This window comes from Neobacillus sp. PS3-40 (genome assembly GCF_030915485.1).
Lineage (GTDB): Bacteria > Bacillota > Bacilli > Bacillales > Cytobacillaceae > JAUZPL01.
This window is the reverse complement of sequence record NZ_CP133266.1, coordinates 1731608-1747453: the sequence shown is the minus strand read 5'-3', so window position 1 is coordinate 1747453 and position 15846 is coordinate 1731608. Positions and strand designations below refer to the sequence as shown.

Here is a 15846-nt window from a genome sequence, read left to right as displayed (position 1 = left end):
ATCATGAGTTTGTTAAGATTTAATTGATATCATTCCCTTAGAAAGAATAAAAAAGGGGTGATTAATTGTTGAAACCCGTATAGAGGAGTGGACTTTCATGAACATATTGGTTTGTGATGATGATAAGGAAATCGTAGATGCTATTGTAATTTATTTAGAAAATGAAGGATATAAAATATTCAAAGCTTTTAACGGAATAGAAGCGATAGAAGTAATCGGAGATCATGAGATACACCTTATCATTATGGATATTATGATGCCTAAAATGGATGGGATAAGGGCAACGGCAAAGATTAGAGAAGGTCATAACATTCCGTTAATCATGCTGTCCGCTAAATCAGAGGATACAGATAAAATATTAGGGTTGAATTTAGGGGCGGATGATTACATAACCAAGCCGTTTAATCCCTTAGAACTAATTGCAAGAGTAAAATCACAGCTGCGAAGGTATACAACATTTGGGAGCCTTGAAACCCAGAGTAACGTGTACAAGAGCGGGGGACTCATGATCAATGATGAAACAAAAATGATAACAGTCGATGGAGACGAGGTCCATCTTACACCAGTGCAATATAAGATTTTAAAACTACTTACTACAAACGCAGGAAAAGTATTTTCCATTGAGGAAATATATGAAAAGGTATGGAATGAACCCTCTTTTAATCCGGAAAATACAGTAACCGTACATATTCGAAAAATCAGAGAAAAAATAGAAATAAATCCGAAAGAACCAAAATATTTGAAGGTGGTGTGGGGAGTTGGATATAAAGTTGAAAAGCTATAGCCAATCAAACATCATAAAAATAGCTGTTTTTATGATTGTGATCCTTTGTTTTACAGGTGTCATAAGAGAATTGGTGAAGATAAAAGAATTGAATGGAGTTAATTATAGAATTATTTTTGAAGATAACTACTTTCTTAGCGATGCCTATGTCAAGGAAAGTGATATGATCATCAGCAACCTGATGAGATTGATTGGTGAATATAAGAATGAAGAAAATATCAAAAATGGCGGATCGATTGATGAAGAAGAATTAAGAATGGAAGTAGAAAACCTATTCGCTGAATTTCAAGGAAATTCCAGAAGCTTTAATCCACAGTTAAGCCAAGAGGAAAATTATAAGATCTTTAAAGTGGAATATGCAGATAAGATAACTCTTGCAAAGGATCGGTTAATTCAGGCTGATTTAAAAGAATATCATTTACTCGTACAAAATCTAGAAGAGCATAAAGATCCGTTGTATTATGTCAGTGACGGTAAAAATACGTATTCAAACAGTTCGAAGCTCGAGAATGAGCAGCTAAAAACCTATCCTACTTATATGAAGTTTGAAAAATATAAAAGTGAGATCTATCCAAAAGAGATTAAAGACAATCAATACTTATATCGAATTACAGAAAGCATCAATAATTTGGATCAGGAAAACACTGTTGTTTATGTTGCGTTTACAAAAGATTTTTTAAATCAAAAAGTGAAAGAATGGAAGGAAAACAAAGTAAAGGCTACAAACAGCTTTTATATGTTAGTAAGTTTTCTTGCAGGATTACTACTATCATTTTTATATTTAGTCGTTGTAACAGGGAGAAAATCAAGTAAGAAAGAAGATGTACACTTTAATCCAGTAGATAAATTATATAATGATATAAATCTATTGTTATGTATAGGCCTTGTTATCCTTTGGGGTACATTGGTAAATGAATTGTATATTGACATCAATAAAATAATCATCCCAATCACGATTCCAATAGCGGTCGCGGGCCTCGTGCTGGTTTTGTCACTTGTAAAGCATTTCAAGAACAAAACACTATTCAGGCATACCCTGATTTATTCGATCCTCTCAAAGTTGGTTGCATTTATAGGAGAGGTATATAAGAACGGCAGCGTTGGGGTAAAGACGGTATTAATTGTGATTGGTTATCCAATTGCAGTGGCATTAACGTTTTTCATGTTTCCAGTAACAATTGGTGTGGCTGCATGGTTCGCCTTGAAAAAAATAAAGTCATTTCATGCAATCCAAGAAGGTGTCGAGAGAATTAAGGATGGAGATATTCATCATTGTGTAAATGTGGATGGAGATGGCGAGTTTGGAAGACTTGCGGCTAATATAAACAGCATCACCGATGGTTTGAAAAAAGCAGTTGATAGCGAACTAAAAGGTGAAAGATTAAAATCGGAGCTCATTACCAATGTTTCACATGATATAAGAACCCCTTTAACCTCCATTATCACCTATGTGGATTTATTGAAAAAGGAACAGGATCCATCAAAGGTCCAGGGATTTATCGAAATTCTGGATCAAAAATCGAAAAGGCTAAAAGTACTAACGGATAATTTATTCGATGCCGCAAAGGCTTCTAGCGGGAATATTCCGGTTCATTTTGAGCGAATTGATATGGTATCTTTACTAACACAAGGACTTGGAGAAGTTAGCGACAAGATTGAAGACTTGGATTTAAAATTTAAGATGAACTATCCTAAGGAGAAGGTATATATTGCAGCTGATGGAAAGCTAATGTGGAGGGCCATCGAAAACTTATTATCCAATATATTTAAATATGCTCTCCAAGCATCAAGGATATATATAGATATCGAAGATTTAGGGAATGAAATCCTTCTCACTTTCAAAAACATTTCAGCTTATGAGTTGAATATTTCAGCAGATGAATTAATGGAACGCTTTAAACGAGGCGATGAATCTAGATCCAGTCAAGGCAGTGGGTTAGGCCTATCCATTGCAAAAAGCCTAATTGAAATCCAAAAAGGTAAATTTATCATTCAAGTAGATGGAGATTTGTTTAAGGCAATGATCTATATGCCTAAAAATAGCAATGAGTAAATTGATTCTAGTATAAAAATGCTAATGTATTGGGAATTAGGATATCAAATGGATATTCTATCCCTTTTTTTATGGTGCCATTTAACGTAAAATCGCTTTTTTAAAAAGCCCCATAAATTTCTCCCTATCTTCTGATGTAAATGGTTTTGGCCCCTTGGTACGCTTTCCGCTTTTTCGAGCCATTGCACTAAAATAACGTGTTTGTAATAACTGGTCAATGTTTTCATTTGTATAGCTAAACCCTTTATGGTGAAGAACCGTACACCCTTTTGCTAAACCTAGCGAAGCAAGGCCATAATCTTGCGTAACAATTATATCTCCTTTTTCAACTAATTTCATAATCCGATAATCCGCAGCATCTGCTCCAGAATCAACATAAATGGTTTCCACTCCAGATGGTTGTTCCGCATTAGAAAAATGAGAAAAGCTAGTAACCAGGATAACAGGAATATCCGCATTCGTACCTTCGGAGATAATAACATCCTTTACCGGACAAGCATCTGCATCAACGTAAATTTTCATCTTTATCTCTCCTATAAATAATTTCCAATTGATAGTGATAATAATCGCAGATTAGGATTTTGTCAAACGGTGAAAATGCTTTAGCTAACATCACACTAAGTTAATCAATAAATAATTCCGTATATCCGGAATTATTTTCAACTACCATTCCGTATATCTGGAATTTTCCGTTTTTTCGGAATGAATTTGCAATAAAGTTTTATTCATTTAGGATCTAATAAATTAATTTATTATTAAAATCTTCGTTTACTTAAATCCCCAGAATCTATCTAATCCAAAGGTAACTAACCCCTAAAATTGTATTTAAGGTTTCTGAAAAATATCATCTTAAAAAAAGACACGTAATTTTCTACTTTTTTTAAAGTTGGCACAAGTCTTGCAATATATAAAGTTGTAAATGGAAAAATGAAAATAAATTAATCTCACTAATTTTTTCAGGAGGTGCAACAAAGTGAATAAAATTATTTCAAGGGAAGAAGTTTCATCCATCTTTAAAGATGGAATGACCATAATGGCAGGGGGGTTTATGGGGGTAGGTACGCCACAGGAGCTAGTGTCCGCAATGCTTGAGGCAGACGTAAAGGATATTACGTTGATCGCAAATGACACCGCTTTCACAGAAACCGGCGTAGGACCTTTGATCGTAAACAGACGAGTTAAGAAAGTAATTGCTTCTCACATCGGTACCAATCCGGAAACAGGTAAGCAAATGATTGCTGGAGAGTTGGAGGTAGAGCTGGTTCCACAAGGGACACTTGCTGAACGTGTACGTGCAGGCGGGTCCGGACTTGGTGGAGTTCTGACTCCTACAGGTGTGGGAACAGTTGTTGAAGAAGGCAAAGAAAAGATTACAGTCGATGGCCGAGAATATCTGCTTGAAAAACCACTTCGTGCAGAAGTAGCCCTTCTTAAAGCATATAAAGCAGATAAAGCAGGTAATTTAATTTATCACCGCTCTGCACGCAATTTTAACCCTATCATGGCCTTAGCAGCTGATACTGTGGTAGTTCAAGTAGAGAAAATTGTTGAAATTGGAGAGATTGACCCAGATGACGTTATGACTCCAGGAATTCTAGTTGATAAAATTTTTGTTCAAGGGAGGTAGGAATGATGATAGTAACTGGAAAAAGTCCAAAAGAAATTATTGCTTCACGTGTTGCGAAGGAAATGAGGGACGGTGATGTAGTAAACCTGGGAATTGGCCTTCCAACTATGGTGCCAAACTTCCTGGCTGAGGACGTCAATGTAATTCTTCAATCTGAAAATGGATACATTGGTCTAGGTCCAGTAAACGGGGAGATTGATCCGAATCTGGTCAACGCCGGTGGACAACCAGCTGGGATTATTCCGGGCGGTGCATTCTTTGATAGTTTATTTTCATTCGAGTTAATCCGCGGAGGCCATGTTGATGTAACGGTCCTTGGGGGATTAGAAGTAGATGAAAAAGGCAATCTTGCCAACTGGATGGTCCCTGGAAAAATGGTTCCAGGCATGGGCGGTGCAATGGACTTAGTAACAGGTGCAAAGAAAGTCATTGTTGCTATGGAACATACAGCGAAAAATGGATCCTCCAAATTACTTGAAAAATGCCGTTTGCCTATAACAGGAAAAGGCGTTGTAGACATAATCGTCACTGAACTAGCGGTTTTTCGTGTTACAGAAGAAGGATTAATCCTTGAGGAGCTCCAAGAGGGAGTCGATCTTGATACCGTTAAGGAAAAAACAGAGGCTTCTTTTAAGGTAAATCCAGCGATTGCGTAACAATATACACCAATATTCAAACTTATAAGCACAGGGGGAAAAAATTTATGCGTGATGTCGTTATTGTAAGCGCTGTACGGACAGCAATTGGTAGTTTTATGGGGGCTTTAAGCAACACCCCAGCAACTGAGTTAGGTGCGATTGTAATCAAGGAAGCTTTAAATCGTGCGGGAATAAAAGGGGAACAAGTGGATGAAGTAATAATGGGAAATGTACTTCAGGCTGGTCTTGGTCAAGGACCTGCTCGCCAGGCTGCGATCCAAGCGGGCTTACCAAATGAAGTTTCTTCCATGGCTATCAATAAGCTTTGCGGTTCGGGCTTAAAAGCAATTCATCTCGCAACACAGGCAATTCAGACTGGAGAAGCTGAAATTATTGTTGCAGGCGGTATGGAAAATATGAGCCTTGCCCCTTACTTGTTGATGCAAGGTCGGACAGGTTACCGCATGGGAGACGGAAAAATGATTGACAGCTTAATTCAAGATGGTTTGCAATGTGCAATTAATTCATACCACATGGGTGTAACGGCTGAAAACATTGCAGAGCAATATGACATAAGTCGATCAGATCAAGATGAATTCTCGGCTTGGAGCCAACAAAAGGCTGAAAGGGCAATACAGGATGGGAAGTTTGAGGAAGAGATTGTACCAGTGGCGATTCCGCAACGCAAAGGTGATCCTATTCTTTTTGCCACCGATGAATTCCCACGGGCAGGCGTAACAGCTGATAAATTAGCAAAATTAAAGCCAGCATTTAAAAAAGAGGGATCTGTTACAGCAGGAAATGCTTCTGGTATCAATGATGGTGCAGCAGCATTAGTCTTAATGAGTAAGGAAAGAGCAATCGAGTTGGGTATCAAACCGATGGCGGTAATCCGTGGCAATGGAACTGCGGGAGTAGATCCGAAAATTATGGGAATTGGACCTATTCCAGCTTCAAGAAAGGCACTGAAAAAAGCAGGTCTTTCAATTGAAGAGATTAATCTAATAGAAGCAAACGAGGCGTTTGCCGCACAGTCTCTTGCTGTTGGACGTGAACTGAACATTCCAAATGAGAAACTTAATGTAAATGGTGGAGCTGTTGCATTAGGACATCCAATTGGTGCCAGTGGTGCACGTATACTTGTCACTTTGTTGCATGAAATGAAACGTACGGATTCCCGTTATGGATTGGCTACCCTCTGTATAGGCGGCGGTCAAGGTATTGCAACGGTTGTAGAACTTGAAAAATAATTTGTTCTCCTAAACCTTATGATAAATAGTTGATCGTGAGTTTTATTCCGAAAAAATGGAAAATTCCGTTTTTTCGGAATAAAAAATTCCTGAAAAACGGAAAGTTTATACTAAACCAATAAGTTTATTTCGAATCTACTATATGAATCTATTTAAAAGGTAGTATATTACTTGTATTATAAAGAGTTTTAATTTTTTTGAATAGACTGTCATTTTGGCATGAAAGTTGCAAGTAATAAGAGAGTAAACAATTTTATTAAAGGGAGGAAAGGTAACCTTTTTGTAAACGCTTACCTGTGGTTGATTTTCGGAGTTTGTAAAAAATATCAAGGGGGATTTTCATGGAACTATTTGTTATTTTACTGTCGCTTGGGCTGTTAATGTTTGTTGCCTACCGAGGATTTTCCGTAATCTTATTTGCCCCAATATGTGCACTCTTGGCTGTTATACTTATTGCCCCAAGTCATGCTTTACCATTCTTTTCCGGGGTGTTTATGGAGAAGATGGTTGGATTTATTAAATCTTATTTTCCAGTCTTCTTATTAGGTGCTATTTTTGGAAAAGTTGTTGAAATGTCAGGGATCGCAGAATCCATTGCCAAGACAATTGTTAAAGTACTTGGTGCGAAACGTGCAATGTTAACAATTGTTGTTTTGGGTGCAATCTTAACATATAGCGGTGTAAGTTTATTCGTAGCCGTGTTCGCTATTTATCCATTTGCAGCTCAAATGTTTAGACAAGCTGATATCCCTAAAAGGCTTATCCCAGGTACCATCGCCCTTGGTGCATTCACGTTTACGATGGATGCATTACCAGGAACACCACAAATTCAAAACGTTATTCCTATTGCTTTCTTTAAAACAGATATTTATGCTGCACCAACACTTGGAATCATCGGTGCTATTTTTGTCTTAGTTGTTGGATTATTATACCTAGAAATGCGAAGAAGAAGTGCAGAAAAAGCTGGTGAAGGCTATTATGGATTCGGATCAGAAAACGCTGCTGCTTTGGAAGAATTCAAACTCGCGGATAATGAAGTAGGTGTCCCTGATTTAACATCACAGCAATCGGTTGCAAGAAGGATTCTTGCTTTTATACCGCTTATTCTCGTCGGTGTAGCAAATAAAGTTTTCATTACGTATATACCTAAATGGTATCCAAATGGCTTTGATTTTACAGCAATTGGCTTGAAAACGTATTCAGTAGATGTAGCTGCTAGTGCAGCTGTTTGGGCTATTGAATTAGCATTAGTAGTCGGAATCATCACTTCAATTGCTTTCGATTGGAAACGAGTGTCTTTAAACTTTAAAGAAGGATTAAATCTAAGTATAGCTGGAGCACTACTTGCAACCATGAATACAGGATCCGAATATGGATTTGGTGGTATTATTTCTTCTCTACCGGGATTTTCAAAAATCAGTGATGGAATTTCTAGTACTTTTTCGAATCCGCTTGTTAACGGTGCTGTTACTACTAGTTCACTTGCAGGGATGACAGGATCTGCTTCCGGTGGAATGGGGATTGCATTAGGTGCAATGTCTGAAAAATATAATCAAGCGATCGCGGCTGCTCATATCCCGCCAGAAGTTATGCACCGTGTTGTTGCCATGGCATCTGGAGGAATGGATACTCTTCCACATAACGGAGCAGTTATTACCTTGCTTGCAGTCACTGGATTAACACATAAGCAATCATATAAAGACATATTTGCAGTCACAATGATTAAAACATTAGCTGTTTTTGTTGTTATTGGTATTTATACTTTATTTGGTATTGTATAAGACTATTCCGCCACTTGGAGTGGCAATTTGAACTACACATCAAAGAAAATTAAATTTTAGTAATACGGAGATGGTCAAGTATGAACAAGACTTTAGATGGAAAAACAGCATTTATTACTGGATCAGCAAGTGGAATTGGCTTGGAAATTGCAAAAGCTTTTGCACAAGAAGGCGCAAGAGTTGTTATCTCAGACTTGAATGTAGAAAAAAGTGAGCAAGTGGCAGCGGAATTAAATGAGCAAGGATTTGTAGCACTTTCTGCACCTTGTGATGTTACCAATGAGGAAGACTTTAAGAATAGTATTGAATTAGCTTATAAAACGTTCGGAAGCCTTGATATTTTAGTAAATAATGCAGGGATGCAGTATGTTTCTCCAATTGAGGAATTTCCGACTGAAAAATTCGAATTACTTGTGAAAATCATGTTAACTGCACCGTTTATTGGGATTAAAAATGTGTTCCCAATCATGAAGAAACAGGGATTCGGAAGAATTATCAATATGGCTTCCATTAACGGTGTCATTGGTTTTGCTGGAAAAGCTGCCTACAACAGTGCAAAGCACGGTGTCATAGGTTTGACAAAGGTTGCAGCATTGGAAGGTGCAACAAATGGAATCACAGTAAATGCGTTATGCCCAGGGTATGTCGATACGCCACTTGTAAGAAACCAGCTTAAAGATTTAGCTACAACAAGGAATGTTAGCTTAGAAAGTGTTATTGAAGAGGTTCTCTTACCACTTGTTCCACAAAAAAGACTTTTATCAGTAACTGAAATAGCTGACTATGCAGTCTTTTTGGCCAGTAATAAGGGGAGAGGAATTACAGGACAAGCAGTTATTCTAGATGGCGGCTACACAGCTCAATAATTGAAATTTGAGAATCCTATTCGGTTTATTCGGATGGGATTCTACCATTTAATAGAAATGATACCGATTACATCATGTATATTTCTATTTTTTGTTATAATTAACTTAACTTATATGGCAAGGTGGGGAGAAAATGTACCTAGGATTTGATAAGATTCCCTATAATTGGCATGAACAAATTATTAATCTATTATCTGAGCGAATTGTAATAGTCGACTGTGAGGGTATTATTCTTTATATTAATGAAGCTTATTGTGAGTTTTTGGGAACGACTGTTGAGAAGGCAATTCACCGGCCCGTTCAAGACGTTATTGAAAACACACGCATGCACATCGTCTCCAAAACGGGACAAAAAGAGGTAGCAACTATACACCCTATAAATGGAAGTGACATGATCGCAAACCGTTACCCTCTTTATGAGAATGGAGAACTAGTAGGAGCCTTGGGAACAGTGACGTTCCGCAGCCCTGAGGAATGGCAGATGTATAAAAGTAAAATTCAGCATCTTGTTGAAGAGCTGAAATATTATAAAACAAAAGTTGAAAAGGATTTGAAAAGTAAGTATTCTTTCAATGACTTAATTGGGGATAGTGCTACATTCCTTGCTGTAAAAAAGCTTGCAGAAAGAATCTCTGGAAGTCAATCATCTGTATTATTAATGGGTGAGTCTGGTACTGGAAAGGAAATTTTTGCTCATGCAATCCATAACAACAGCATGCGTTCATCCCTACCATTTGTTGCGATAAACTGCTCATCTATACCGGAGCATTTATTAGAATCAGAACTATTTGGATACGAGGATGGAGCATTTACAGGAGCAAAAAAGGGAGGAAAGAAGGGGCAGTTTGAAATCGCTAATAACGGGACTCTTTTCCTTGATGAAATAGGGGACATGCCGCTCTCTATGCAAAGTAAACTTTTGAGAGTCTTGCAGGAAAAAGAGGTACAGCTAGTAGGTGGACAAAAGTCTATTCCTGTTGATGTCCGGATCATTGCAGCAACACATCGTGATTTAGAAAAAATGGTGGAGGAAGGAAATTTTCGTCAGGACTTATACTATCGTTTAAATGTCATTAAAATAGAAATTCCCCCTTTGAGAAAACGAAAAGAGGATATTCCGCTTATTTCTGTAAGAATATTGAAAAAACTAGAAAAAAAGTTCTTTCGAAAAGGAATAGAACTATCCTTTGAAGTGATAGAAAAGCTTATACAGCATTCGTGGCCAGGAAACATTCGAGAACTTGAGAATGTACTTGAACGGTCTATAAATGTACTAGATGGTCAAACGATCCAAATGGCAGACTTGCCCTTATATTTACGTGATCAAATGACTAAGAGCAACGAATTAACCCAACCAAATACAAGTAACCAAATTGCAGAATCTACTCCCATTCCGGTTCAACCATTAAAGGAAACTCTTGCCCTAGTTGAAAAGCAAGCGATTCAAAATGCTTTGAATGCTACCAAAGGCGATAAGCTAGAAGCGGCTAAACTATTAGGAATAGGGAAAACGAGTTTTTACGAGAAATGCAAATTATATGATATTAAATAGAGAAACGCGGGGTAGTTAACGAGAGTAGATTCTTGGGTGGAAATGAAATTTAATGGATACGACTGCAAATTTAAAGAGTATGAGAGGGGAATTAAAATGATCGAAAATATTACAGTCATTGGTTCCGGTGTGATGGGAAGCAGCATTGCCCAAATTTTTGCAGTAAATGGTTATTCTGTCATGTTACATGATGTAAATAACGAGTCTTTATTAAAAGCCAAAAATAGAATTTCAGATAACCTATCTCTACTTGTTGAGGAAGCAGAAGTAGATGAGGATGAAAAACATCTAGCTTTATCCAAAATCTCGTATACTGTTCATTTGGAGGAATCAATCCGAGAGGCGGATTTCATACTTGAGGCTGTTCCAGAAGTAATCGAGCTAAAATGGGACCTTTATCAAAAATTGGAACAAATGATGAAACCGCACACGATTGTTGCTTCTAATACGTCGACGTTTCCGATTTCCCGGTTGATGGAGAAAACCTCGTTCGCAGAAAGAATGATCATAACGCATTTCTTCAATCCAGCTCATTTAGTTTCACTAGTTGAAATTGTGAAACATGATCAAACAAAACCCGAAATAGTTGAAGATACACTAGATCTAATTCGGAACATTGGTAAATCACCCATTCTTCTAAAAAAAGAAATTTCCGGATTTATCGCAAATCGTTTACAAACAGCGTTAATGCGTGAAGCTTTTTATTTATTAAACGAAGGTGTGGCTAGTGCAAGAGATATCGATACAGCTATAACTGCTGGACCAGGATCTCGGTGGGCTTTTACTGGTCCAATTGAGATTGCTGACTTTGGTGGGCTTGATACATGGCAAAGTGTATTTGATAATGTGGCAGCTGATTTAGACGAAAGTAAGGGGGCTCCAGCAATTATTCGGGAGTTGGTCAAACAGGGAAAACTGGGAACAAAATCAGGTGAGGGCATTTATACATACGAGGATTCAACCGCTTTTCAAAAGATTAATACTCGCGATCGTCAGCTCATTCAACTTGGAAATATTAAATCCTTGAAAAAGGAAGTATAAATTCTCCTGCCATATTGGAATCAGTCCCACCCCTAACAGTAAAATAAGGTCAGCCAATTAGTTTGGTTGACCATTTTTCTCTGAAATTTGAAGGGAATTCCTCTGAGTTATCAAATGTATCTTTTGTGTTGGCTGTTTTCGCATAGATTGTTGTTTTTCGTACCTAGTCTAAAAACCCGAAATAACAACGGTATCGTGCTCTTTTCTTAAAAAACTTCCTACAGTTTTTATCGGTAAACAGGAATACCATTCTAATTTAGTTCCAAATAGCAACAAAGTTTAAGAAAAGAGCCTTTGTGTTTAAGTAAAATCCACTATATATGTTTCAAAACTCCCTCTTCAAGAAATCTATCTGCTAAACTATTCTTATGAGCCTGTCTATTTTCTAGAGTTCTGATAAAATAAATCCCAACATCTGCTATAATCCTTTTAAAGAAAAATCGCTGATTGGCCAGCCCCTCTAAGGAGGATGACAGAGGCGTAGTTGTCCTTGTGCGCTAGCAGAATTTATGAATATAGATTCTGATTAGCTAAAATATAAACAACCAAGGAGGATTCCTTATGAAGTCCAACCGAAAATTATATCGAATGTGGAAGGTATTATCGTTTGCACTTTCCGTTTTTATTCAAGTATATTGGTATCGATTCCGTAAGAGGTCTGATATCGAAAAGGAAGAATTATGGGGAAGAATCGGAATACAGTTTCGCCAGACCCTTTTTGAATTAGAAGGGCTGTTAATTAAGGTTGGACAATTTTTAAGTATCCGTGCGGATGTGCTTCCGAATGGTTTTATCAAGCAAATTGAGGATCTCGTTGATCAAGTCCCCCCATCTCCTTGGGAAGATATAAAAAAAGTCCTGGAAAGAGAGTGGGATGGCCGAATAGAGGACAAGCTCGTATCGATTGAACCAAAAGTAGTTGCTTCCGCATCGATTGGAGAAGTGTATCGTGGCATATTACAGGATGGAACGAAAGTTGCTGTTAAGGTTCAACGCCCCACGATTCAATCTATTGTGGGCACTGATTTTCGGTCATTGTCAATTGTTATCTGGTTTGTGCACCACTTTGCACCAGTTCCAAAAGGGTTTATCAATTTTAAACTGCTCTATAAAGAGCTAAAACAGGTTATCGAAAGAGAGCTAGATTTTAAAAAAGAAATGGAAACGGCTAATCATTTTCGTCAGCGTTTTCAATCTACTGAAGGACTTAAGATTCCAAAAATGTATGAGGAACTTTGTACTTCGCATGTGTTAGTGATGGAGTGGGTTGATGCAGTAAGAATTACGGATACTGACTTTCTCGATCAACATCATATCGACCGCGGGGAATTAGCTCAAGCCCTATTTCGTGTTTTTATCCCGCAATGGTTGGAAGCAGGAATATTTCATGCGGACCCACATGCTGGAAATGTACTCGTGAAATTGGATGGAACTTTGGTTCTTCTTGATTTTGGTATGGTTGGCGAAATTTCTAAAAAAGATGCGACAAACTTTCAAGGTTTGTTAGAAACAATCTTGCTGAAAAATTATTCACAGGCAGCAGAAATTTTAGTCGAATTAGGCTTCTTACTTCCAAATGCAAATTCCAAAGATATTGAAAGTCTGTTGAAAGAAGCTTTATCCTTTAATATCGCAGATTTGAAAGAAATGGATATTTTCGCAGTAAAAAAAGAGATGAATGATATCGTAAAATCTCTGCCAATCCAAGTACCAACCAGATTTATTTTTTTAGGCCGTTCATTCGTTACGATTGAGGGGATATTGCGTACGGTTTGCCCAACCAAAGAAAGTTTGAAAATTATGGAACCAGCTTTTAAGGATTGGCTTAATCAAAGTAATACAAACAAATGGAAATTGATCTTAAAATGGATTCATTCTCAACCCGTCTTTCAAATTTTTCATTCAATCTCTGATTTAGTTAAAACGCCGAAACAATACCTCGAATTAAAAGAAACACAGCAACAAAGGGAATTCGCATTTTCAATTTATGAAAATCAGAAGAAGCAGGTTTTTATGCTCGGAGTTTTAGGATTGCTAGGAGTATTTTTGGGAGTCTTTATAAAATCCAAACTAGTATGGGAAGGCTCGACGGGATTGATTTGTGTATCTTTAGCAGGATATGTTGTTTGTAATCTGAGGCAACAAAAATGGCTAAAGAGTATAAGGAAGAAAAGGAGACAGGGTCCATATTGACATGGATTTCATTTAGTATAATAAAGCGCAACGGTACCTACCAGTCTTTTTAAAAAAATCTCCCATGTAGAGAGATTTATCAGCGAAAAATCAAATATATCGGCGAAAAACCAAATATATCAGCGAAAAACCAAATATATCAGCAAAAACCAAATATATCAGCAAAAACCAAATATATCGGCGAAAAACCAAGTATATCAGCGAAAACCAAATATATCGGCGAAAAACCAAATATATCAGCGAAAAACCAAGTATATCAGCGAAAACCAAATATATCGGCGAAAACCCAAATATATCAGCGAAAACCAAATATATCGGCGAAAAACCAAGTATATCAGCGAAACAACCGATGCTTGGGATGACCTCAGTGTTACCGATCCACTATTGGGAGCATCCCATTAAACTTTAGGATTCCAGCATCGGAATCCTTTCTTTGTACTTATTGATTAATTCCCTATTATGTTCTTCAGCATCATCAACATTGCCACTTTTAAATATAGGCGGATTGAAATCATTTTCTATCATCACTTTGATTGCTTCTACCATGATTCCATTTGCAATTGCCATCCCGATCACAGTGGAACCAGAGCCAAAGGGAATGTTGAGAGATTCATGTTTCATAAGGGCATCCCCGACTTCTATATGATTATTGATGGAGAGGTCAACTGTATTGTACAAGTACTTCCCACTCTTATGCCTAGAAGATTGGCTTTTAGCGTAGCTTGGTGAAGTGATTGCGATGACAAACGCACCCTGGTCCTTGGCTATTCTGGCTACATCAATTGGAACTGGATTTCTGCCTGATGTGGATGCAACCAACACAATATCTTCTGGTTTAATAGTGACCTTACTCATAAAAGGCATGGCAAAGTCATTTTTCTTCTCTAATTGTGAAGAACGAACAGCCCCTTTATGAAGCATTAAATCTTCAATAAGGATAGGGTTGATTGGCACTAGTCCGCCAGCCCGGTAAAATAATTCCTCGCCGAGCATGTGAGAATGTCCACAGCCAAATACGTGAATGATCCCATTTTCTTGAATACAATGGGCCACTTTTTGTGCTGCCATTTTTATATTCTCTTCTTCCTCTTGTTCAATAGTTGCCAACAATTGCTTAAGATTTTGAAAGTATTGTTCTAACATGGTAGCCTCCACATTTATCTTTTCATCTGAATCATAAATTTGTATCGATCTGCGCGGTAGGCTGATTTTACAAATTCGACAGGAGTTCCATCTTGTAAATATGTATTTCTTTGGATCAGCATGACAGGGGTTCCTTTTTTGATTTTCAAATACTGAGCTTCGATTTGATTGGCAATTGAAGATTCAATCACTTGGGAAGCATGATCAATTAGGAGGCCAAGTTGTCCTTCAATATGTGCATATAGAGATTGATTTACTATTTGTTCTGTTAGTCCTTTAATTAAATTAGCTGAAATATAATTGGTTTCCAAAGCCATTGGAACATCATCGGCTAACCGAATACGCTTTATTTCATAAACTGGACCATATTCTTGAATGGCTAATTGGGTTGCGATTTGACTAGTTGCCGGAATAATTTCAAAGTGTATTAATTGATTCCCAGGTTTTAACCCTCTCGCCTTCATATCTTCGGTAAAACTAGTTAAGCCTTGAAGAGGTTGTTCAATTTTGCGGTCAGCAACAAAGGTACCTTTTCCTTGGATTCGGTGTAGATACCCATCATTAACAAGTTGAGTGAATGCCTGCCTAACAGTCATCCGACTAATTTGATATTTTTCAGCGTATTCTCTTTCGGCAGGAATGGAATCTCCGGGCTTTAGCTCACCTTTTTCAATTAGCTCTTTAATAAGTTCTTCGAGTTGATAATAAATTGGAATGGGGGAATTTTTCTTAATCATTTCCTCTCAATTGCATCCTTTCTCTACAAACTTACACAGATAGTCTAAGTTTTTATGATCTTTTTAAAAGGCTCTTTTCTTAAACTTTGTTGCTAGTTGAAACTAAATTAGAATGGGATTCCAGTTTACCGATGAAAACCTTAGGAAGTTTTTAAGAAAAGAGCACGATACTATTGTTATT

The 15846-nt window shown here is 37.4% G+C and carries 13 protein-coding genes; 10 read left to right on the top strand and 3 right to left on the bottom strand.

Going from position 1 to position 15846, the window contains the following annotated elements; genetic code table 11:
* Positions 1 to 97: 97 nt before the first annotated feature.
* Together RCG20_RS08845 and RCG20_RS08840 are read left to right on the top strand one after the other, a co-directional pair.
* Complete coding sequence (locus tag RCG20_RS08845) at positions 98 to 784, top strand: response regulator transcription factor (protein ID WP_308183862.1); 687 nt, start codon at positions 98 to 100, stop codon at positions 782 to 784.
* Positions 759 to 2837: a HAMP domain-containing sensor histidine kinase gene (locus RCG20_RS08840; protein ID WP_308183861.1), complete on the top strand. Its 2079-nt coding sequence runs from the start codon at positions 759 to 761 to the stop codon at positions 2835 to 2837. The genes RCG20_RS08845 and RCG20_RS08840 overlap by 26 nt, the downstream gene beginning before the upstream one ends.
* Positions 2838 to 2918: 81 nt before the next feature.
* On the opposite strand, the gene RCG20_RS08835 is transcribed toward RCG20_RS08840, so the two are convergent.
* On the bottom strand, positions 2919 to 3359 hold the full coding sequence (locus RCG20_RS08835) for a YaiI/YqxD family protein (RefSeq protein WP_308183860.1): 441 nt from the start codon (positions 3357 to 3359) through the stop codon (positions 2919 to 2921).
* 502 nt (positions 3360 to 3861) lie between these two features.
* Here RCG20_RS08835 and atoD point away from each other — a divergent pair.
* The 8 genes from atoD to RCG20_RS08795 all read left to right on the top strand — a co-directional run bounded on the left by atoD (position 3862) and on the right by RCG20_RS08795 (position 13785).
* Positions 3862 to 4464, top strand: coding sequence for an acetate CoA-transferase subunit alpha (gene atoD / locus RCG20_RS08830; protein WP_308184314.1), 603 nt, complete (start codon positions 3862 to 3864; stop codon positions 4462 to 4464).
* Positions 4465 to 4466: 2 nt separating this feature from the next.
* A complete protein-coding gene (locus RCG20_RS08825) occupies positions 4467 to 5120 on the top strand; it encodes a 3-oxoacid CoA-transferase subunit B (RefSeq protein WP_308183858.1) in 654 nt (217 codons plus the stop codon).
* A gap of 47 nt (positions 5121 to 5167) precedes the next feature.
* Positions 5168 to 6352: an acetyl-CoA C-acetyltransferase gene (locus RCG20_RS08820; RefSeq protein ID WP_308183857.1), complete on the top strand. Its 1185-nt coding sequence runs from the start codon at positions 5168 to 5170 to the stop codon at positions 6350 to 6352.
* Positions 6353 to 6693: 341 nt separating this feature from the next.
* On the top strand, positions 6694 to 8133 hold the full coding sequence (locus RCG20_RS08815; RefSeq protein ID WP_308183856.1) for a GntP family permease: 1440 nt from the start codon (positions 6694 to 6696) through the stop codon (positions 8131 to 8133).
* Between the two features lie 80 nt (positions 8134 to 8213).
* Complete coding sequence (locus tag RCG20_RS08810; RefSeq protein ID WP_308183855.1) at positions 8214 to 8999, top strand: 3-hydroxybutyrate dehydrogenase; 786 nt, start codon at positions 8214 to 8216, stop codon at positions 8997 to 8999.
* A 133-nt stretch (positions 9000 to 9132) separates the two neighbouring features.
* Positions 9133 to 10551, top strand: a complete 1419-nt coding sequence (locus tag RCG20_RS08805) for a sigma-54 interaction domain-containing protein (protein ID WP_308183854.1) — start codon at positions 9133 to 9135, stop codon at positions 10549 to 10551.
* A gap of 96 nt (positions 10552 to 10647) precedes the next feature.
* Positions 10648 to 11592 (top strand): 3-hydroxyacyl-CoA dehydrogenase family protein, encoded by a 945-nt coding sequence (locus tag RCG20_RS08800; protein WP_308183853.1) that lies wholly within the window; start codon positions 10648 to 10650, stop codon positions 11590 to 11592.
* Positions 11593 to 12153: 561 nt separating this feature from the next.
* Positions 12154 to 13785 (top strand): ABC1 kinase family protein, encoded by a 1632-nt coding sequence (locus RCG20_RS08795; protein WP_308183852.1) that lies wholly within the window; start codon positions 12154 to 12156, stop codon positions 13783 to 13785.
* Between the two features lie 405 nt (positions 13786 to 14190).
* Here RCG20_RS08795 and RCG20_RS08790 read toward each other — a convergent pair whose 3' ends face one another.
* Positions 14191 to 14928: an SIS domain-containing protein gene (locus RCG20_RS08790; protein ID WP_308183851.1), complete on the bottom strand. Its 738-nt coding sequence runs from the start codon at positions 14926 to 14928 to the stop codon at positions 14191 to 14193.
* A gap of 14 nt (positions 14929 to 14942) precedes the next feature.
* The gene (locus tag RCG20_RS08785; protein ID WP_308183850.1) at positions 14943 to 15665 is read right to left on the bottom strand and encodes a GntR family transcriptional regulator; all 723 of its coding nucleotides are present in this window, start codon (positions 15663 to 15665) and stop codon (positions 14943 to 14945) included.
* Positions 15666 to 15846: the final 181 nt, after the last annotated feature.

Excerpts from the sequence above, each read along its gene's own strand:
- RCG20_RS08845 (WP_308183862.1), top strand. The coding sequence starts at position 98 with ATGAACATATTGGTTTGTGATGATGATAAGGAAATCGTAGATGCTATT.
- RCG20_RS08835 (WP_308183860.1), bottom strand. The coding sequence starts at position 3,359 with ATGAAAATTTACGTTGATGCAGATGCTTGTCCGGTAAAGGATGTTATT.
- atoD (WP_308184314.1), top strand. The coding sequence starts at position 3,862 with ATGACCATAATGGCAGGGGGGTTTATGGGGGTAGGTACGCCACAGGAG.
- RCG20_RS08825 (WP_308183858.1), top strand. The coding sequence starts at position 4,467 with ATGATGATAGTAACTGGAAAAAGTCCAAAAGAAATTATTGCTTCACGT.
- RCG20_RS08820 (WP_308183857.1), top strand. The coding sequence starts at position 5,168 with ATGCGTGATGTCGTTATTGTAAGCGCTGTACGGACAGCAATTGGTAGT.
- RCG20_RS08815 (WP_308183856.1), top strand. The coding sequence starts at position 6,694 with ATGGAACTATTTGTTATTTTACTGTCGCTTGGGCTGTTAATGTTTGTT.
- RCG20_RS08810 (WP_308183855.1), top strand. The coding sequence starts at position 8,214 with ATGAACAAGACTTTAGATGGAAAAACAGCATTTATTACTGGATCAGCA.
- RCG20_RS08805 (WP_308183854.1), top strand. The coding sequence starts at position 9,133 with ATGTACCTAGGATTTGATAAGATTCCCTATAATTGGCATGAACAAATT.
- RCG20_RS08800 (WP_308183853.1), top strand. The coding sequence starts at position 10,648 with ATGATCGAAAATATTACAGTCATTGGTTCCGGTGTGATGGGAAGCAGC.
- RCG20_RS08795 (WP_308183852.1), top strand. The coding sequence starts at position 12,154 with ATGAAGTCCAACCGAAAATTATATCGAATGTGGAAGGTATTATCGTTT.
- RCG20_RS08790 (WP_308183851.1), bottom strand. The coding sequence starts at position 14,928 with ATGTTAGAACAATACTTTCAAAATCTTAAGCAATTGTTGGCAACTATT.
- RCG20_RS08785 (WP_308183850.1), bottom strand. The coding sequence starts at position 15,665 with ATGATTAAGAAAAATTCCCCCATTCCAATTTATTATCAACTCGAAGAA.